Source organism: uncultured Fretibacterium sp. (assembly GCF_963544685.1).
Lineage (GTDB): Bacteria > Synergistota > Synergistia > Synergistales > Aminobacteriaceae > CAJPSE01.
Map to the genome: position 1 here is coordinate 1 of NZ_CAUUGJ010000039.1, position 19,112 is coordinate 19,112.

Genomic DNA, 19,112 nt, shown 5'->3' on the forward strand with positions numbered 1-19,112 from the left:
GGCATGGCCCCGGCTTAGGACCTCGAGCGCCGTCCCGATCAGGATCGCCAGCGGCGGCATGCAGGGCGCGATGTAGGGGATCAGCTTGGAGCTCGAGAGCGAGAAGAAGAGGAACGGGGCCGCGAACCAGACCCCCAGGAAGAGCCCGAAGAAGCGGGAGAGCAGCCCCCACTTCCCGCGCGCGGCGTGCAGGGCCTCCAGCAGCATCCCCGTCCAGGGGACGAGGGCGGCCAGGAGGACGGGGACGAAGAACCAGAACGGCTGGTGGCGGTCGTGCACACTGGTCAGGTACCGCAGCAGATGCTCCCGGACGAAGAAGAAGTCGAAGAAGTCGGGGTTGGCGCGGCAAACCGCCCAGAACCACGGCACCGTGAGCGCGAAGTAGAGGGCGATCCCCAGGAGGGGAAATATCCTCGGCAGGTCCCGCCAGCGCCGGGCGAAGAGCAGGTGCAGGACGGCGATCCCCCCGGGGAGTACCACGCCGACCAGCCCCTTGGAGAGGGTCGCCAGGGCCATTCCCGCGTAGAAGAGGAGCAGCCACAGGCCCCCTCGGGGCCGTTCCCCGTCCGCGAGCCACATCCCGTAGCCGAACAGCGCCGCCGTGAAGAAGAACGACAGCGTCATGTCGATGATGTTGAGGCGGGACACGCCGAACCACAGCAGGGTCCCCGCCAGGACCAGGGCGGAGTATCCCCCGGCCCGGGCGCTGCCCGTCATCCTCCGGGCGAGGAGAAACGTCAGCAGGCACCCGCCCAGCCCGCAGAGCGCCGGGACCAGCCGCGCGGCGAACTCGCTCTGCCCCAGGAGGGAAAAGGCTCCCGCGGTCAGCCAGTAGTGCAGCACGGGCTTCTCGAAGTACTTGGCGTAGTTGAGCCTGGGGGTCACGAAATCCCCGGACTCGAGCATCTCGCGCGGGATCTCCGAGTAGCGTCCCTCGTCGGGATCGATCAGGCCGTAGGAGCCCAGGTTCCAGAAGTACACGCACAATACCAGCAGCGCTATCGGGACCGAAAGGGCCCACAAGCGCCGCCCATCCGGAGCCGTCATCGTTCCTCGAAGCCCTCCAGGGTCCTGCGGACGGACTCCTTCAGGGAGACCCTGGGGGTCCACCCCAGCAGGTCCCGTATCTTGTCCACGCAGGGCACGCGGTTGCGCATGTCGTCGTACCCGTTGCGGTAGTAGCTCTCCGCCGGAACGGAGACGACCCGGACCCCGTCCGTCCGGCCCGCGAAGCGGGGCATCTCCCGCATCGTGCCGAGGATCGTCTCCGCCAGCTCGCGGATCGAGACGTTGTTGGACGGGTTGCCGATGTTGAAGATCTGCCCGTCGGCGCGCCCGCCCTCGTTGCGCAGGATGGCGGCGAGGGCGTCCGTCCCGTCGCCGATCCAGGTGAAGCTGCGGCGCTGCTCCCCCCCGCCGACGAGCGTCACCTCGCCGCGGTACAGGATGTCGTGGACGATCTGCGTGATGGAGCGGGCCCGGCGCTCGCGCGCGTCCTCCAGGGTGTCCAGCCGGGGCCCGACCCAGTTGAACGGGCGGAATATCGTGTAGCGCAGCCCCCGCTCCTGCCCGTAGGCCGCAATGACGCGGTCGAGCATCTGCTTGCCGCAGCTGTAGATCCAGCGCATCCTGCCGATGGGCCCCACGATCAGGGGGCTCTCGTCCTCCAGAAGCAGGTTGTCGCTGGACAGCCCGTAGACCTCGGAGGTCGAGGGGAAGACCACGCGCTTGCCGTGCTTCACGCAGAGCCGGACGATCTTGAGGTTCTGCTCGAAGTCCAGCTCGAAGGTCCAGAGCGGGTGGCTGAGGTAGTAGGCGGGCTTCGCCACCCCCGCGAACGGCAGGACGACGTCACAGGCCGCCACCTGCTCCTCCAGCCACGCGTCGTCCACGAAGATGTCGCCTCGGCGGAACGAAAACCGTTCCCGCCCGGAGAAGCACTCCAGGTTATCTCCCTTTATGTCGAACGCGACGACCTCGTCGTCCGAGGCGTCCAGAATTTTTTCGGTCAGGTGGCTCCCGATGAAGCCGTTCGCCCCCAGCAAAAGTATCCGCATTACCGCTCAACCTCCAAAGCATTCGAGCCGGAACATTCGAGCGCCTGCGCCCGCGGCGCATTTTACGAGACATTATGGAAACGCTAATTTAATCCATGCAGCACCCCGGTGGTACCCCAGCTTGCCTGTTTTGAAGAGGAAGCTTGCCGGGGCCGCCGCTATCCCCAGAGGGGAGCCTTCCGGCAGCCACTCGCTTCGCTTGCGGGCCGGTCAGTCTCACGATAGCGGCGTGGGGGCATTAAGCAGACGACCGGCGAGTGGAGCGAGCCGTGTCGGTCGCTTAGTTTCTTCACCAGGGGGCAAAGCCCCCATGTTAATTTTTAAGGAAGCGCTGTAGACTTTTGCCTATAGATGTCCTGCATATTTACTTTTTGGAAAATATGCGATTTTGTTTTAATCAGCGCTTCCATTATACAGCACGCCGCAGTACCCGGACGCGGCGTCCTTTTCCGTCCTCAGCGCGTCTCCCGAATCAGGGCCAGCATCTCCTCGGCCGACAGCCTGACCGCCGCGTCCGACTCCTCCAGCAGGCTCTCGGCCAGGTCCCGCTTCCAGGCGTGCAGGTCGACGATCCGTTCCTCGACGGTGTTCTTCGCCACGATGCGGTAGACCGTGACCGGCCGCTCCTGCCCGATGCGGTGCGCCCGGTCCGAGGCCTGCTCCTCCACCGCGGGGTTCCACCACGGGTCCATGTGGACGACGTAGTCCGCCGCCGTCAGGTTCAGGCCGGTCCCGCCCGCCTTGAGGCTGATCAGAAAACAGTCCCCCTCGCCGGCCTGGAACGCCGCGACGCGCCGACGCCTCTCGTCGGGCGGCGTCGCCCCGTCCAGGTACTGGTAGGGCACCCCCTCCCGCTCCAGGCAGTCCCTCAGGATCGCGAGGTGCCCGACGAACTGGCTGAACACCAGCGCCTTGTGCCCGCCCGAGCGCAGCTCCGCGAGGATATCCAGAAACGCCTCCTGCTTGGCCGAGGGCAGACGCAGCCCCGGCTCCACCAGCGAGGCGTTGCAGCAGGCCCGGCGCAGCTTCATCAGCTCCGCGAATATCCGGAGCCGGCGGTCCTCGGCCGCGCCCCCGTCCGCAAACGTGTCCACGGCCGCCCGGCGCAGGGCCTCGTAGAAGGCGAACTCCTCCTCCCGCATCTCCACCCTCAGGGTGATCTCCGTCTTGGAGGGCAGCTCCTCCAGGACCTGCTCCTTGGTCCGGCGCAGGATGAAGGGCTGGATCATCCTCCTGAGGCGCTGACGGGCCCCGCGGTCGCCGTCCCGCTCGATGGGGACCGCGAAGCGGCGGTTGAAGCTCTCGAACGAGCCCAGGTAGTGCGGGTTCAGGAATCGGAAGAGGCTCCACAGCTCGCTCAGGCGGTTCTCCACGGGGGTGCCCGTCGTCGCCACCCGGAAGGCCGCGTTCAGCTTCATCACCGCGCCGGACCGCTTCGTCCCCATGTTCTTGATCGCCTGCGCCTCGTCCAGGACGACGGTGCTCCACCGCACCTCCGCGAAGCGCTCCACCTCGTTCTGGAGGATGCCGTAGCTCGTGACGACGAGGTCCATCGGGCCCAGCTCCGCGAGCATCCGCTCCCGGTCGCCGTGGCGCAGCTCCAGGACGTTCAGGGTCGGGGCGAAGCGCGCGGACTCCGCCAGCCAGTTGGCGCAGACCGACGTGGGGGCGACCACCAGGGCGGGCCCCTCCGCCCCCCGGGCTACCAGCAGGGCCAGCGTCTGGATCGTCTTGCCCAGGCCCATGTCGTCCGCCAGGCAGGCGCCGGCCCCCCAGTGGGCCAGGCGCGAGAGCCACGCGAACCCCTCCGCCTGATACTCCCGGAGCTCCCCCCGGAAGGTGGGGGGCAGGACCGGGACGATGCGCTCCGCCTCCGCGACGCGGTCGAGCAGCGCCCGCCATTCGGGCCCGGCATCGACGCGGCCGGCCCCCTCGACCAGCTCCGCGGCCAGTCCTGCGGCCAGCGGCGCGACGCGGATCTCCTCCCCCCTCGCGTCGCCGAGCGATCCCAGGGCCTCCAGCCTGCGGCGGAACTCCCGCGTCAGGGCGAGGAACTCCCCATCGCCCAGCGGGATGAAGCGCCCGAGCCCGGACTTCATCCGCTCCAGGAGGGCCCTCATGTTCAGCACCAGGTCCTCCCGGACGCGGAGTTCCCCCGAGACCCCGAACCAGTCCCCGGCCTCGCGCACGGAGACGTTCAGGCTCCCATCCGAGACGACGGCGGCGACCCTCATGCTCTGGCCCTTGGGCCACTCCACCGTCACGGCGTCCCCCATCTCCCCGAGCTGCACCAGGAACTCCAGGGCCAGCTCGGCGTCCGGCAGCCGCCACTTCTCGTCCGCCGCCTGCTCCCCCTCCGCCAGGGCGGGGCACCGCTCCCGCAACAGCCGCAGCCCCTCCCGCTCCTCCCCCAGGTCGCGCTGCGCCTGCACGCGCCGTCCGTCCTGGGAACCGAAGAGGTTGGCCCCTCCGCGGCCCGGCCGGCACGGAGCGCTCCCGGGCCCCAGGGGGCGCACGACGGCGTCCACGTCCAGACCGTCCTGCGCGGGCTGAATCTGAACGCAGAGCCTGCCGTCGGCCTTCACCGTCTGGGCATCCGTCTCCAGCCCCTCGAGGTCGGAGTGGATCGTCACGACGGAGGCCAGGCTGCCCAGGGTCCTCAGCAGCGCGTCCCGGGCCGTCTTGGGGAGCTTCAGCCCGGATCGGCCCACGATCTGCGCCATGCGGAGGTGCCGGTCCTCGAAGCGCGTCGCCCGCAGCCGGTTGGGCCCGTCCGGGGAGAAGGCGAAGGACGTCGGCGCGTCCGGGTCGGGGAAGGGTGCGACCCTCAGCTCGTACCCCTCCCCGGCGTCCCGTACCGAGAGGCGCGGCTCGTCCTGGAACACCTCGACCCGCTCCCCCGTGCCCGCGCGGACCAGGAGCGGGTGTCCTGCCAGGGCGAAGACCGCCTGGGGCACGTCCAGGAAGTATTCCGTGCCGTAGAAGTCGCGCGACTCGCGGATCGCCGACGCGACGCGGTGGTCCTGGTCCGTCAGGCTCAGGACCGTGTCCGCCTTACGGTAAAGGCGCCTCAGGGCGACGTGCCGGCCCTTGCTCCAGCCCCTCTTCTGGAGCGTCTGCTCCACGGGCGTCACGGTCAGGGCACGGACCCTGCCCTTGGAGACGTTCCAGTCGATCTCCCAGACCAGGCGTCGGTTCGAACTCGTCCGGGCACGCTCGGGCGAGCCGCCGATTCCCTGCAGCTCGGAGAGGGAGCGCTCCCATTCGTCCTCCTTCCCCAGAAGCGCCCCCAACGGATGGGGCATCCCGGGCCGTTCGCCCTCTCCCCCGTAGATCTCCAGCAGTTCCCGCCTGAAGTAGTCCAGGCCCAGGTCGCCCAGGAGGCTGGCCACCGTCCCCGCGGTATCGGCCAGCGCGCGGTCCTCCTCCACGGGAAGGGTCCAGTGGGAGAAGAGCAGGGCGAAGAACGAGATCGGGCTCCAGGCGTGCCTTGGATCCTCGACATACGGCGTGTCCAGAAGCGAGTTATCGTACTCGTCGGTCCCCTCCTTACCTAAGGACAGGGCCCTCCACAGCAGGGACAGGATCACCTCCATGTTGCCCTCGGACCATTCGTAGCCCTTTTTGATATAGGAAGCGACCTTCTTCCGCGCCCCCCCCGCCTTGAAGAGGAGCACCGGATAGAGGATGGACGGCCAGGACACGAAGGCGGCCAAACGCTTGCCCGTGAGCCCGCGAAGCACCTTCAGGCCGGCCTCGTAGATCGCGATCACCTCCGCTTCGTCGCCGCGCTCGGTGAAGGCGATAAAAGCCCTGAGGGCGTAGGCATCGGGGTCCTCCTGCCCCGAGAGCACGGCCTGGGCCTCCTCCGCCCTCCCGTGCATGAACAGGCGCTCGGCAAAGCGGAACCTCATCCTCGGGGGGATCTCCCTCCCCCGGCAGTAGGCGAAGAAGGCGTCCGCCACCCTGCGGTAGACCTCCGGTTCCCCCATCGTGTTGTGGAGGAGCCCGAAAAACACGTGCTCACCGACCGCGGGCTCCAGCCCCATCAGGAAGTCCACGTCCAGCGGGTTCGCCGCGATGTCCGTCAGGGGATTGCAGGGGTGGTCCAGCCCGTAGCAATCCCCCATGGCCCCGTATTCTCGACCGATGAGACCTCGGTAGCGTCCGGCGTCGCCCTCGTAGATGGCGTTCCGGTAGGATCGATAAACGTGGGACAGGGAGGGCATGTAGAAATGGCCGGCCTCCTCGCGGGAAAAGCCCATCGTCTCGTCGATGGCCCGATCGAAGGTCCGGAACTCCCCGAGGGCCAGGGCCTCCCGGGCGAGGGGCTCGGCCAGCAGGCGGTCGAGGTACCAGTACACCGTGTTCCGAACCGGTATGGTATCGGTCAGCCCCGTGTCCCGCCAACGCTCCAGGAAGGGGAGGATGGAGACTTTGACGCCCCACTGAATCCCCAGGGGCGTGTAAATGGCGGACGCGTTGAGGCACTTCATCAGATTGCTCACAGCAACGGGGACGTAGAGCACGGCCAGGAAGCGGCAGAGCTTCCGTTCCAGGTCCGGGAGGGTCCTGTAGGACTCCAGCAGCCGGGAGCGCTTTTCCTCGTCAAACACGCGCAACACCCTTTATTTCTAAATTTGTCTGAAAAACCTCGCGGCGCTTCCGCCGCCTTCGGCCTTTTATTATAGATGATGGCGTGCCGACCGTGAAAGGCGGATATCGGCGGATATGAAAGGCCCATCCGCCTCGAGGCGGATGGGCTCGATGATGATAGGGGTAGGCTTTTGGCCGGAGTTTTTTTTGCGTGGAACCGGGTCAGGGCCGGGCGTCCGGGTTCGAGGCGAGGCAGGCCATCCTGTCGACCTCCTTCACGTAGACCATCCTGACGTTTGTGCGGTAGACCTCGCTCAGCAGGTCCTCCCGCAGGATCTCGTCCGTGCCGCCCACCCTCAGGGCGCCGGAACGGTCGAGCAGGGCCACCGTGTCGTTCAGCATGATCGCGTGGTCCGGCGTGTGCGTGGTCATGATGACCGCGTATCCCTCCGAGGCGAGCCTCCGGATCATCCCGATGACGCGCATCTGGTTCCCGAAGTCGAGCGCGGAGGTCGGCTCGTCCATCATGACGACGCGGGGGCTCTGGACCATGACCCGGGCAATGGAGGCCTGCTGCCGTTCCCCTCCGCTGATCTCCGTGCAGGGGCTGCCGGAGAGGTGTGCGATGCCCATGGCCTCGATGGCGGCGTCGGCCATCTCGTAGTCCCGCCTGCCCGGCTTCGCCAGAACCCCGATGTACGGGGCCCTCCCCATCACCACGAAGTCGCGCACGGTGTAGCCGTACACGAACGCCTGGTTCTGCGGGACGTAGCCCACGATCTTTGCGATATCCCGGGCGCGCAGCGCCCTCTGGGACCTGCCGTCCAGAAAAATCTCCCCCGTCCGCGGCCTCAGCAGGCCCGCGAGGCAGTTGAGGAGCGTCGATTTCCCGGACCCGTTGGGGCCGATGACGGACAGGACCTGCCCCTGACGAAGGGAGAACGAGACGTCGTGAAAGACCTCGCGCCGGCCGTAGGCGAACGATGCTTCCCGGACCTCCAGCACGCTCATTTCACGCTCCGCCTCTGCCGGTACAGCATGGTGACGAAGATGGGGGCTCCGACGAGCCCCGTGAGGATGCTCAGGGGGATCTCCACCCCCGCGAGGGAGCGCGCGGCGGTATCGACGACGATCAGGAAAAGGGCCCCCATGAGGGCCGCGATCGGCGTCAGCCTTACGCTGTCGGGGCCGGCAACGAGCCTTCCGAAGTAGGGGATCACCAGCCCGACCCAGGCGATGGTCCCCGACAGGCAGACCGCGCAGCTCGTCAGCATCGTGGCGCAGGCCACGGTGACCCCGCGCACCGCCGCGACGTTGACGCCCAGGGAGCGGGCCTCGCCGTCGCCCAGCGAGAGCAGGTTGAACTGCCAGCGCATGGCGAACAGCACCGCCATGGCGACGGCCATGCCCGGAAGGACCGGAAGGAGCTTCTGAAAGGTCATGTCGGAAAGGCTTCCCAGCTCCCAGTAGGTTATCGAGGGAAGCTGCGTCTCCGTGTCCATGGCGTACTTCAGCATCCCGAGCACGGAGCGCATGACGCCGGAAACGATCACCCCGGACAGGACCAGGATGGCGCTCGAATCGCTCCTGAAGAAGCGCGTGATGAGGGTCGCGACGACCACGGACAGAATGCCGCCGCACAGGGCCGAGGCCTGCACGAAGAACGACCCCGCCCCGAGGAGGATGGCGGCGGCGGCCCCGACGCAGGAGCCCTGGAAGACCCCGAGCAGCTCGGGGGCCGCAAGCTGATTCTTGAAGATGCTCTGATAGGTCGCCCCGGAGACCGCGAGGCAGCTCCCGACGAGGAGGGCCGCCGCGAGGCGGGGCAGACGGATCAGAAGGACCACCTTCTCGACGGTCGGGCCCCAGGTGGGCTCCATCGGAACCCACCTGGAGACGATCACCCGGAACACGTCCCGGACGCTGACGACATAGCGCCCGGCGCAGAGGGCTCCCACCCCCGCCGCCGCGGTGAGCACCGCGAGGATCGCGAGGGCCGGAACCTTTCCGTTCCGCGTCATTGAGGGTCGAGTCCCGCGAGCATCCGCCGCGCCTCGTCCTCCGTCATGTCGTAGTCGTAGAAAGTCTTGTAGAACTTTCGAACCTCCGCGTTCATATCGACGTCCTTGAATTTGTCGGGGTGCAGCAGCTGGGCGACCCAGAGGACCTGCAGGGCCTCCTCGCAGCTGTAGCGGCTCCAGAGGAAGGTCCCCACCGGGTTGGGATAGATCCTGCCCTCCCGGACGGCCCGGAGCGCCGACCACTCGGGGGCCTTGCGGAGCTGCTCGATGACGGGTCCGGCCTTGCGGGTTGCGACGATGATGGTGTCGGGGTCGGCGTTCAGGAGCTCCTCCATCGTGACGGAACCCTGGTTCTTGTCCGTGATGTGGGCGATGGCGTTGATGCCCCCCGCCGCCTCGATCCACTCGGTGCAGATGCTGACCCTGCCGTCGGTCTCAAGGGGGTTCGAGCCGCGGATCTGATAGACCTTCGGCCGGTCCGAGTCCTTCAGGCCGGCGAGCCGTTCCCCGATCAGCTTGAGGTTCCCGTCGAAGTAGCGGATGAACGCCTCCGCCCTCTCCTCCGCGTCGCCGCCCAGGGTCCGGGCCGTGACGCGCACGGTCTCCTTGAGCCCCTCGAAGTCGCGGAAGGTCACCAGGACCGTCGTGACGCCGGCATTGCGCAGCACCTCGGCATCCTTGGCACTGGAGGTGATGACCACGTCGGCGTTCGCCTTCAGTACCTCCTCGGTGTTGAAGTTCCCGGAGCCCGAGGATATCGCGTAGGGCTTGATCTCCCCGATCCTGGGATAGACCTGGGCGAACCACGGCAGCTCCTTGATGATCGACGTCGTCCCGACGAGCTTGTCCGCCCCGCCCAGGAGGAGGACCACCTGGTTGTTGGCGTGCCACAGGTCGATCACGGTCTTGACGTCCTTGGGCAGGACGACCTCGGTTCCCCCCATATCCACGATGCGGCGCGTCTCCTCGGCCGCGAAAAGCGGCGAGACGCCCAAAAACGCCAGGAATATCCCGAGAATCAACGCGGAGGAAAACAACCGGACTTGCTTCACCTCGAACACCTCTTTCATTCGATATAAACCCCTTTTGACACGAACTCCACCTCTGCGGCGCCTGCCGCTCCGGGGCCCGATCCCGAGGCGGCGAGCGGCGGATCGCCCATTCGTGGGGACTCCCCCTCTTGGGGCCGCCCCTATTGTAACCGTATTCTTTCAAAAAATCATTCGCTTTGGAAAAATATCGATTCGCTCCATGAGGCCTTCCTGATGAAGCCCCTCGCATCGGGGTTTGCTGCGGAAGTTGAGTTGTCAATGCGGGTTTCCTATAATTGGAGCAGGCCTCGCGAACCTCCCGGCAACCGGCGGCTCGATCCCTGGTGAGAAAATCTGTGGGTACTTCAGCCGGCCAGGCGTTCGTAAGGGGTTTCGGACCTCCCCGCATCACGATGTCCAGGGGGGCAGGAAAGGCCAGGACTTTTCGTCGGCGGGGAGACGAGGATGAGAGGATGACTGCCATGAGAGACGACAGGGGGGCGCCCCAAAAAATCCAGGTCCGCGGCGCGCGGGTGCACAACCTGAAGAACATCGACGTGGATGTTCCGCTGAATAAAATTGTAGGGATAGCCGGGGTGTCGGGGTCCGGCAAGTCCTCGCTGGCCCTCGGCGTCCTGTACGCGGAGGGCTCCCGGCGCTATCTGGACGCCCTGTCCGCCTACACGAGGAGGAGGATGACGCAGGCGGCAAAGGCGGACGTGGACGAGGTCCTTTACGTCCCGGCGTCCCTGGCCCTGCATCAAAGGCCGGGCGTCCCCGGCATCCGTTCCACCTTCGGCACGGGGACGGAGCTGCTGAACGGCATCCGCCTGATGTTCTCCCGCCTTGCGAACCACGTGTGTCCCAACGGCCACCGCCTGGAGCCGACCCTGGCCGTCGCGGCGGAGCGGGAGCTGACGTGCCCGACTTGCGGCGAGCGTTTTTATGCGCCCTCGGCCGAGGAACTGGCCTTCAACAGCCAGGGGGCCTGCAGAAGCTGCGGCGGAACGGGGACGGTGCGGACCGTCGACGAATCCACCCTTGTCCCCGACGAATCCCTGACCATCGACGAGGGTGCGGTGGCCCCCTGGAACAGCCTGATGTGGTCCCTCATGACGGACGTCTGCCGGGCGATGGGCGTGAGAACGGACGTGCCCTTCAGGGACCTGACGGACGGGGAGAAGGACATCGTCTACCACGGCCCCGCCGAGAAGAAGCATATCCTGTACAAGGCGAAGAGCTCCAACGTGGCGGGGGAGATGGACTTCACCTACTACAACGCCGTCTACACCGTCGAAAACGCGCTCGCGAAGGTGAAGGACGAAAAGGGCATGAAGCGGGTGGAGAAGTTTCTGAAGGAGGCCGTCTGCCCCGAGTGCGGCGGAACGCGCCTGTCGGAGGCCGCGAGGGCACCGAGGCTGCGCGGCGTCTCCCTCGACGGGGTCTGCCGGCTGCCCCTGTCGGAGCTCGTCGAATGGGTGAACGGCGTCCCCGGCTCGCTGCCGGAGGAGATGCGGCCCATGGCGGACAGCATCTGCGAGTCGTTCCACACCGTGGCAAGGCGCTTGAGGGACCTGGGGCTCTCCTACCTGTCCCTCGACCGGGCGGCCTCCACGCTCTCCACGGGGGAGCGCCAGAGGATGCAGCTTGCCCGCGCGGTGCGGAACAGGACGACGGGCGTGCTGTACGTCCTCGACGAGCCGTCCGTCGGGCTGCACCCGTCGAACATCGTGGGCCTGAACGGCGTCATGCACGATCTGGTGGCGGACGGCAACTCCGTCCTGCTCGTCGATCACGATACGCAGATCCTGAGGGAGGCGGACTGGCTGATCGAGATGGGGCCGCAGGCGGGCGCCGACGGCGGACGGGTGATCGCGGAGGGGACGATCGACGATATCGTGGGGAACGAGAACTCGCAGATCGGCCCTTTTCTGTCGGGGGCAGCCGGTCTCGCAGGGGAGGGCCGCACCGATGGCCGGACGTTCGAGGAGGGGCGGATACGCCTCTCCACCGCGCGGATACACACCGTAAAGCCGCTCGAGGTCGAACTGCCCAAGGGAAGGCTGACGGTCGTGACGGGCGTCTCCGGCTCCGGCAAGACGACGATGGTGCTCGAGAGCCTCGTCCCGGCGCTGGAGGCGGCGACGCAGGGGAGGAGGCTGCCGGAGCACGTGCTTGCGGTCGACGCCCCGGGGATCGGCCGCGTCAAGCTGATCGATGCCGCGCCCATAGGGATCAACATCCGTTCCACCGTTGCGACCTACGCCAACCTCCACGACGAGCTCCGCAGGATATACGCCCGAACGGAGGATGCGAGGCGGCGCGGCTTCAAGGCCGGAGATTTTTCCTACAACACCGGGGACCTGCGCTGTCCCGTGTGCGACGGCACCGGATCGATCAGCCTCGACGTGCAGTTTCTGCCGGACGTGGACATTCCCTGCCCGGACTGCCGGGGATCGCGGTACGCGAGGGCGGCCTACGGCGTGAGGCACACGAATAGGGCGGGCGAGGCCCGCTCTCTGCCGGAACTTATGGACATGGACGTGAATGCCGCCCTGGATTTCTGCCGGGATATGAAAAACGTCTTTCCGAAGCTGAGGGTGCTGCAAAGCCTGGGCCTCGGGTATTTGACGCTTGGCGAGGAGACGCCCGGCCTCTCCGGCGGAGAGGCCCAGAGGCTGAAGCTGGCGGGCGAGATGGGCAGGGCGCAGTCCGACTCCCTGTTCGTCTTCGACGAGCCCACGATCGGGCTGCATCCCCTGGACGTCCGGACGCTGCTTGGCGTGTTCCGGGCGCTCCTGGACAACGGGGCGACGGTCATTGTCATCGAACACGATCTGGACGTTATCCGCAGCGCGGACTACATCGTCGACATGGGGCCCGGCGGGGGGGAGGACGGCGGTAGAATCGTGGCCCGCGGAACGCCTCGCGAGATCAAGGATTGCGAGGCAAGCATAACCGGAAGGTTCCTGTGAGAAAAACGGGGCTCTGACCCGCAGGAACCCGAGTATCTGCATAGAGCGCATAAAGATATAGGGGTCCTCCAGTTGGGGACCACTATAATACATATTGCTTGAGTTTACGATTGAGCCCCAAACTCCGACTAGCTACCTCTATAGAGTGGCCGAGAGACTTTACTTTGCACAATATGGGAATAACCCCCTCACCCTTTTCTGAAATATATAGATTGCCAAGCCAAATGCAACAGCCCAAATTCACAGGTTGCGACAGTTTCAAGAGGGATTGAGCGCATGATTGTATAAGCCAGGCTGACTTTGATTTTGCACCCGCTAGGCGCGGCAAAAAACGTTTGAGGCCTTTCTTTGCCGCACGCTGAAAATTTTGGGTGCCCCTGCCGGATTGACAGCTCCGTCGAGTTATTATAAACTAATTTTAATTAAATTAATCAATAGGGAACTATATTTTACTAAGCTTTTGTGCCGTGAGACATGAGACTTGTCGTCGAGGAATGGGAGGTCCAGGAATGGAAGCTCCGAGGTGAGCCCGGGTGTTCTGCGGCGGGCACGATTGGGGAGCTGCCGGAAGCGTCTCCGGGAAGAGCGGTTCGAGGAGGGGGACACATGAACGAAGTTGCGAAAGGAACGAAGGCTTTCGAGATGCGGGGGACGGCGGTGCCGGGACTTTCCGGGGGGAGAAGCCTGAGGGCGGAGAAATCCGGAGGGGTGCGCAAGGCCACGCTTGTGGATGCAGGAATTTCCTTTGGCTTCCTCATCTTCGTGATGTCCGTCAGCCTCGTCAAATTCAAGCTGGATCCGCACATCCCCATGTTTCTCGGCGTGATGGCGGCCGCGGTCATGGGATTGCGCCTGGGCTACAGTTGGAGCACCCTCGAGAAGGCGATGATCCGGGGCATCTCTCAGGCGATGCAGTCGATCATCATCCTGGCCATCATCGGGATGCTCATCGGCGTCTGGATCGTTTCGGGGGTCGTCCCCTCGATGATCCTCTATGGTCTGGACCTGATCTCGCCGAAAATTTTCCTGCCCGCAACCCTTCTGATCTGCTCCATCACCTCCGTTGCGACGGGGACGTCCTGGGGAACTGCGGGGACGATGGGCGTTGCCCTCATGGGCATCGCGATGGGGCTCGAGATCCCGCTGCCTCTGGCGGCAGGGGCGATCATCTCCGGGGCATACTTCGGCGACAAGATGTCCCCCCTCTCCGATACGACGAACCTGGCCCCCGCCATGGCGGGAACGGATGTCTTCACGCATGTCAAGGCGATGATCCCCTCTACGGCCGCGGCTTATCTTATCGCTCTCGTCCTGTTCGCCTATATGGGGCGAAATTATGGGAACACCGAGACCAGCCTGGAGAGCATCCAGGTCATACGGGACGGAATTCTCGCCCAGTTTCGGGCCAGCCCCGTTCTGCTGGTCCCACCGTTCCTGGTCGTCCTCCTGGTCGCCTTCAAGATGCCTGCCATACCGGGAATCGTCATCGGCATTCTTTCCTCGGCCGTCTTGGCCCCTCTGTATCAGGGTGCCTCCCTAGGCGATATCCTGCGTTGTGCCCATTACGGCTACATCAGTAAAACGGGCGTCGAGGCCGTCGATACGCTCTTCACGAAAGGCGGCCTGGATGGAATGCTCTTCTCCATCTCCCTGACGATCATCGCCATGATGTTCGGCGGGATCATGGAGGAGACGGGACAGCTGGAGACGGTCGTCAAAGCCATATTGAAGAAGGTGAGGACGTACACCGGGCTCGTCACCGCCACGGAGGCGACGTGCCTGTTCAGCAACATGACCATGCCGGAGCAGTACATCTCCATCGTGGTCCCGGGACGCATGTATGCCCAGACCTACCGCGAAAAGGGGCTGCATCCGTCGCAGCTCTCCAACGCTCTGGAGAGCATGGGCACCGTCTCCGGCGCCCTGATCCCGTGGAATACGTGCGGTGCCTTCATGACCAATGCCCTGGGCGTTCCCACGGCCCTCTACTTCAAATATTGCTTTTTCAATCTGGCCATGCCCATCGTCGTCATCGTGATGACTTTCCTCAAAATGAACATTCGCTGCATGACGGAGGAGGAAAAGGAGCGTCTGGCGGAGACGGGGCGCTGCTGAACGAATTACCGGAAAACAAACGCTTCGGCTGGGTGAGGCCGGTTGACTTTCTTTCCGTGCGGTCCGAGGGCGAAAGCCGTGAGCTGTGTCCGGAAAGCGGGTATATGATTCGTGTTTTTTGACGGACGAGGGGGCCTGAGGCAGGCTGGAGTGCTGGCGGCGGTCGGCCCCTCACGCCATGTGCACCCGCCAGGCCAGGGCGTCGCAGTGCCACGGGCTGCCCCCGGCGGAGACGTGCGGTATTTTCCCGTTATTTTCCGTTCTCGAACTTGCAGTAATGCGTTACAATTTTCACTAAGGAAACGTGGACTAAATCAGTGCTTCCTATGGCTCCCGATATGGGGGTAAGAGTGTCGAATAAAACTTTAACGGCAACCATGAGGTGCTGCTACGCTGACTACGGATGGAAATCTGCCTCATTGGGGCGGCAACGGCGTACTGCCGCCAGTCTGGCCGGGGGAATCGGGTGGCAGTCCAAGGCGCTCCCCTTATCGAGTGACTCTGACGGAGTTTACAGAGCGGTTTGCGGCGTCCCCGGAACGGACAGCGATTTTGGGTGGTCTGCTGTGCTTTCGCAAAAAATTACATGAACTGGGCATGGTCTCCGGATTTCAGTGGTTGGACGGCAGTTTTTTGGAGCGGATTGAGCTTCTGGAATGCCGCCCTCCGCGAGATCTGGATGTTGTGACGTTTTTCGATATGCCGAGCGGGGAGAATCAAAAGTCGCTGGCTCAAAAGGCTGCGCAGCTTTTTGAGCCCGGATTTCTGAAAAAGACCTATGCCGTTGACGGTTACTTCTGTGAGTTGGGGGGCCCTGTCGATGCGTACCAGATTCGTCGCATCGCCTATTGGTACAGTATGTGGTCGCATCGTCGTGACAGCCTCTGGAAAGGGTTTGTCCAGGTTGACCTGGACCCATCCCAAGACGGTCTTGCGCAAAAGATTTTGACTGCAAACGGAGGTGTGCGGCATGAATGACCAGCGCCTTTCCGTCGTCTCCGAGATCCATGAGTTGGAAGAACTACTCGGTGCGATTCCTGAGGAAAACGTGATTGAGCGGATGAGCCTGGAGGCGCGTCTGCAAGCCTCCAGGGAACTTTTGGACGGCTTGCCGCAGGAAAGCGAGGTCCCCAAGGCCCGGCTCACCTTCAGAGGAAGACCGGTCCTTGGCCAGCACGGCATAACCGCGGACTTTGGGGCAAGGGCTGTGGGGGCTTTTTCGGACGCGTTTGCCACGATTGCAGCGGGGTTGACCGAGGGGCTGCAGGCTATGGGGCCGATCCCCAATCGGGACCGCAATCAGCTGTTGCTCACCGGCACCGCCGTCGGCTCGTTCGGCTTTGAATTTTCGCTTCCCATGTGCCAGGAAACGCTGTTTCCCGATTGTGAAAATGCCAGGGAAGCCATGCTAAAAATCGAAGAGCTTTTTCGGCTCTCGGCAGAGGGCAGCGACGACGATATTGCCGAGGTGATCGCTGAGATCCACCCCAGGGCCGTTAAAAAAGTGTTCGAGTTTCTTGACCTTCTGGTTCAGCAGCAGGCCTGGTGCGGTTTGGAGTTCGGCAGCCGGAGCTTTCGCTATGAGAATTGCGAGCAGCTCAGGAAATCGTCCTTCCGGCTGAGGGACGAGAATATCCAGGAACGAGAGGAAAGCTGCCGGGGAGAGTTTCAAGGCGTCCTCCCCGCGGGAAGAACGTTTGAATTCCTGTTGCGCGATCAGGAGGGGCTGATCCGCGGAAAAATCGATGAGACTGCCGGCGACCCCGATATTTTGAATCGCCGATGGCTCCATACCCCGGTGATCCTGACCCTGAAGGTCATGCAGGTGGGACAGGGACAACCGCGGTCCACCTTGATGTCCCTGGACGACGTAACGGCTGACGACTCTGCAGCGCTGTGAACGGAACAAGATTTGCCTGAGGTGGGGCGTATCGGGCCTCAACCCTGTTTTTCTGCCCCACGGTCGGCCCCTCACGCCATGTGCACCCGCCAGGCCAGGGCGTCGCAGTGCCACGGGCTGCCCCCGGCGGAGACATGCGCCTCCACGGCGTCGGGCGTGCCCGCCGGGATGGGGACGACGAGGCGCGTCACGCCCAGGGGGGCGAAGAGCCCGTTCAGCGCGGGCAGGCCGGGCCCCTGCAGGAAGCAGCCTTTTTTGTTGCGGAGCGTCTCCGTTACGGAGAACAGCCAGCGGTCGCGCAGGGACTCGGGGGTGAGCCAGACCCACTCCGCCTCCTCCGCGCCGCGCGGAAAATCCTCCTGGGGGAAGCAGTCCGGCCCCCTTCCCCGGTCGTCGAACACGGCCACGCGCCAGCCCCAGTCGTGCATGAAGGGGAGGAGGTCCCGGTCGTACCCCAGAACGGCCACCCGGTCGCCCCGGGCGCAGGTCATGACGAGGTCCAGGGGGAGGCCGCCCTTGGGAAAGGGGAAGAGCGCGGCGCAGGCCGCCGTCGCCGCCGCGAACTCCTGGGGGAACGGGGAGACGAGCAGCCGGGCCAGATGGGCCAGTCCGGTCCCGATGAGCTCCCCCGTGTGGGCCGGTCGGGCCGTGTGGGCCTCTTTCGTGGAGTCGGGGACAAAGCCGACGCCCCACCGCCCGTCCTCGGCCAGGACGTAACTGGCGTGCCACCCCATGATCAGGCGCACGACGGCGGAATCCCCCGCCCGGGGCACAGCGGCTGCGACGTCCTCGAAGAAACTCAATGGGATTCCCCCTCTCCGCCTTTTCGTTATCTTCCTTTTCGCTATCTTATCACCTTCTCCCGCTTTTTTTTGCGCGCCACTGCGGCGCTTGAATCGATGTTAAAATGGAGAAAAGGGACAATGAGGGAGATGTGCGGATGGACGCGGAGCGCCTGAGGAAGGACGAGGGGCCTGGAGCTGCGGTGGAGCCCTTGGAGCGGCAGTGGCATGAGCCGCTGTACCGTTACGCGGAGCTGCTCTCGGGTTGCATCTCCGCCCGGCTGACCGGGACGCGGGGGACGGAGGAGCTCTACGACCTGCATGTCCGCGACTGTCTCGAGTCCGTTCCTCTGCTGCCCACGTCGGGCTCCGTCGTCGACGTCGGGAGCGGCGGAGGGCTGCCGGGCGTGGTCTGGGCGATCTGCCGGCCCGATCTGCGGGTCGTGCTGCTGGACAGCGTGGCCAAGAAGTGCCGAGCCGTCGGGGAGATCGTCCGGGCCCTCGGGCTCCGGAACGTGGAGCTCCTCTGCCAGCGCAGCGAGGATACGGCGCGGACGCGGCGCGAGACCTTCGCCCTGGCTGCGGCCCGTGCCCTCGCCCGGGCCGGGGTTGCGGCGGAGTACCTGTCGCCGCTCGTCGCCGTGGGCGGCCGTCTTCTTGCCTTCAAGGGCCCGAAGGTCGGGGAGGAGCTCGGGGAGGTCCGCGGGCGCTGGGGCCGGCTGGGGCTCGCGGAGCCCGTCGTCCGTCCCTACGGACCGGAGGGGAGCAGCCGCTGCTTCGTGATATGGGAGAAGGCCGCTCACTGCCCCGCGGGCTACCCGCGCCGCGTGGGGGCGGCTTCGATGAAAGGCTGGTGGCTGTGATGCCGACGATCGTCGTGTCCAATCAGAAGGGTGGCGTGGGAAAGACGACCACCTGCATCAACTTGGCGGCCGAGCTGGGGCGTTGCGGCTACTCGGTTTTGGCCGTGGACATGGATCCCCAGGCCAACTGCACCAGCGGGCTCGGGGTCAACGCCTCGAACCTGAGCAAAAGCCTCTACAACGTCCTGTTGGGCGACATCCCCATGCGGGAGGCGATCCTGGGCACCGCGTGGGAGGGCATCTCCCTTCTGCCGTCGTCGCTGGACCTCGCCGGGGCGGAGATCGAGCTGGCCAGCACCATAAGCCGGGAGTCGAAGCTCAAGCGCCAGCTGGAACAGCTCGAGGGGTTCGACGTCGTGCTCGTCGACTGCCCCCCGTCCCTGGGCATCCTGACTCTCAACGCCCTGACGGCCTGCGACCGCCTGCTGGTCCCCATCCAGTGCGAGTATTACGCGCTGGAAGGGGTGGGGCAGCTCGTCCGCACGGTGGACCTGGTCCGAGATTCCCTGAACCCATCGCTCGAGGTCTCGGGGATCCTGCTCACCCTCTACGATTCCCGGACGCGCCTGGCCAACGAGGTGGCGGACGAGGTGCGGCGGCAGTTCGGCAGGGTCGTGTTCGACACGGTGGTGCCCCGCAACGTGAAGCTCTCGGAGGCTCCGAGCTACGGCGCTCCCATCGCCTATTATGAGGAGCACAGCACGGGTGCTCAGGCCTACGAATCCCTGGCCAGGGAGGTGATCCAGAGATGGCTGAGCGAAAGGCCCTAGGC

General features: G+C 65.1%; 13 protein-coding genes. 6 read left to right on the forward strand and 7 right to left on the reverse strand.

Annotated features, from left to right (window positions below; genetic code table 11):
- From ABLA28_RS05385 to ABLA28_RS05410, 6 genes are all read right to left on the reverse strand, one after another.
- Positions 1-1,047, reverse strand: a 1,047-nt coding sequence (locus ABLA28_RS05385; RefSeq protein WP_347712814.1) for a phospholipid carrier-dependent glycosyltransferase, incomplete at its 3' end; no start/stop codon positions are given.
- Positions 1,044-2,057, reverse strand: coding sequence for a bifunctional UDP-4-keto-pentose/UDP-xylose synthase (locus tag ABLA28_RS05390; protein WP_347712815.1), 1,014 nt, complete (start codon positions 2,055-2,057; stop codon positions 1,044-1,046). The genes ABLA28_RS05385 and ABLA28_RS05390, both read right to left, overlap by 4 nt.
- A 455-nt stretch (positions 2,058-2,512) precedes the next feature.
- Positions 2,513-6,673 (reverse strand): DEAD/DEAH box helicase, encoded by a 4,161-nt coding sequence (locus ABLA28_RS05395; RefSeq protein WP_347712816.1) that lies wholly within the window; start codon positions 6,671-6,673, stop codon positions 2,513-2,515.
- A gap of 202 nt (positions 6,674-6,875) precedes the next feature.
- Complete coding sequence (locus tag ABLA28_RS05400) at positions 6,876-7,664, reverse strand: ABC transporter ATP-binding protein (protein WP_347712817.1); 789 nt, start codon at positions 7,662-7,664, stop codon at positions 6,876-6,878.
- A complete protein-coding gene (locus tag ABLA28_RS05405) occupies positions 7,661-8,674 on the reverse strand; it encodes an iron ABC transporter permease (protein WP_347712818.1) in 1,014 nt (337 codons plus the stop codon). Before ABLA28_RS05405 ends, ABLA28_RS05400 begins: the two co-directional genes overlap by 4 nt.
- Positions 8,671-9,744 carry an ABC transporter substrate-binding protein gene (locus ABLA28_RS05410; protein ID WP_347712819.1) on the reverse strand — a complete coding sequence of 358 codons (1,074 nt, stop codon included), beginning with the start codon at positions 9,742-9,744 and terminating at the stop codon, positions 8,671-8,673. Before ABLA28_RS05410 ends, ABLA28_RS05405 begins: the two co-directional genes overlap by 4 nt.
- 434 nt (positions 9,745-10,178) lie before the next feature.
- Here ABLA28_RS05410 and ABLA28_RS05415 point away from each other — a divergent pair, with 434 nt between their 5' ends.
- The 4 genes from ABLA28_RS05415 to ABLA28_RS05430 all read left to right on the forward strand — a co-directional run bounded on the left by ABLA28_RS05415 (position 10,179) and on the right by ABLA28_RS05430 (position 16,695).
- Positions 10,179-12,680: an excinuclease ABC subunit UvrA gene (locus ABLA28_RS05415; protein ID WP_347712820.1), complete on the forward strand. Its 2,502-nt coding sequence runs from the start codon at positions 10,179-10,181 to the stop codon at positions 12,678-12,680.
- A 606-nt stretch (positions 12,681-13,286) separates the two neighbouring features.
- A complete protein-coding gene (gene nhaC, locus ABLA28_RS05420; protein WP_347712821.1) occupies positions 13,287-14,795 on the forward strand; it encodes a Na+/H+ antiporter NhaC in 1,509 nt (502 codons plus the stop codon).
- Between the two features lie 495 nt (positions 14,796-15,290).
- On the forward strand, positions 15,291-15,773 hold the full coding sequence (locus ABLA28_RS05425; protein ID WP_347712822.1) for a hypothetical protein: 483 nt from the start codon (positions 15,291-15,293) through the stop codon (positions 15,771-15,773).
- Positions 15,766-16,695, forward strand: coding sequence for a hypothetical protein (locus tag ABLA28_RS05430; RefSeq protein ID WP_347712823.1), 930 nt, complete (start codon positions 15,766-15,768; stop codon positions 16,693-16,695). The genes ABLA28_RS05425 and ABLA28_RS05430 overlap by 8 nt, the downstream gene beginning before the upstream one ends.
- 71 nt (positions 16,696-16,766) lie before the next feature.
- Here the strand turns inward: ABLA28_RS05430 and ABLA28_RS05435 are convergent, their stop codons facing one another.
- A complete protein-coding gene (locus tag ABLA28_RS05435) occupies positions 16,767-17,498 on the reverse strand; it encodes a DUF364 domain-containing protein (protein WP_347712824.1) in 732 nt (243 codons plus the stop codon).
- 137 nt (positions 17,499-17,635) lie between these two features.
- Between ABLA28_RS05435 and rsmG the strand changes: the two genes are divergently transcribed.
- Together rsmG and ABLA28_RS05445 are read left to right on the forward strand one after the other, a co-directional pair.
- A complete protein-coding gene (gene rsmG / locus ABLA28_RS05440) occupies positions 17,636-18,340 on the forward strand; it encodes a 16S rRNA (guanine(527)-N(7))-methyltransferase RsmG (protein ID WP_347712825.1) in 705 nt (234 codons plus the stop codon).
- Positions 18,340-19,110, forward strand: a complete 771-nt coding sequence (locus ABLA28_RS05445; RefSeq protein ID WP_314716084.1) for an AAA family ATPase — start codon at positions 18,340-18,342, stop codon at positions 19,108-19,110. The genes rsmG and ABLA28_RS05445 overlap by 1 nt, the downstream gene beginning before the upstream one ends.
- Positions 19,111-19,112 lie beyond the last annotated feature (2 nt).

Bases quoted from the DNA above. Each gene is read 5' to 3' on its own strand.
- ABLA28_RS05415 (WP_347712820.1), top strand. From the start codon at position 10,179: ATGACTGCCATGAGAGACGACAGGGGGGCGCCCCAAAAAATCCAGGTC.
- ABLA28_RS05430 (WP_347712823.1), top strand. From the start codon at position 15,766: ATGAATGACCAGCGCCTTTCCGTCGTCTCCGAGATCCATGAGTTGGAA.
- ABLA28_RS05445 (WP_314716084.1), top strand. From the start codon at position 18,340: ATGCCGACGATCGTCGTGTCCAATCAGAAGGGTGGCGTGGGAAAGACG.
- ABLA28_RS05405 (WP_347712818.1), bottom strand. From the start codon at position 8,674: ATGACGCGGAACGGAAAGGTTCCGGCCCTCGCGATCCTCGCGGTGCTC.
- rsmG (WP_347712825.1), top strand. From the start codon at position 17,636: ATGGACGCGGAGCGCCTGAGGAAGGACGAGGGGCCTGGAGCTGCGGTG.
- ABLA28_RS05400 (WP_347712817.1), bottom strand. From the start codon at position 7,664: ATGAGCGTGCTGGAGGTCCGGGAAGCATCGTTCGCCTACGGCCGGCGC.
- ABLA28_RS05410 (WP_347712819.1), bottom strand. From the start codon at position 9,744: ATGAAAGAGGTGTTCGAGGTGAAGCAAGTCCGGTTGTTTTCCTCCGCG.
- nhaC (WP_347712821.1), top strand. From the start codon at position 13,287: ATGAACGAAGTTGCGAAAGGAACGAAGGCTTTCGAGATGCGGGGGACG.
- ABLA28_RS05390 (WP_347712815.1), bottom strand. From the start codon at position 2,057: ATGCGGATACTTTTGCTGGGGGCGAACGGCTTCATCGGGAGCCACCTG.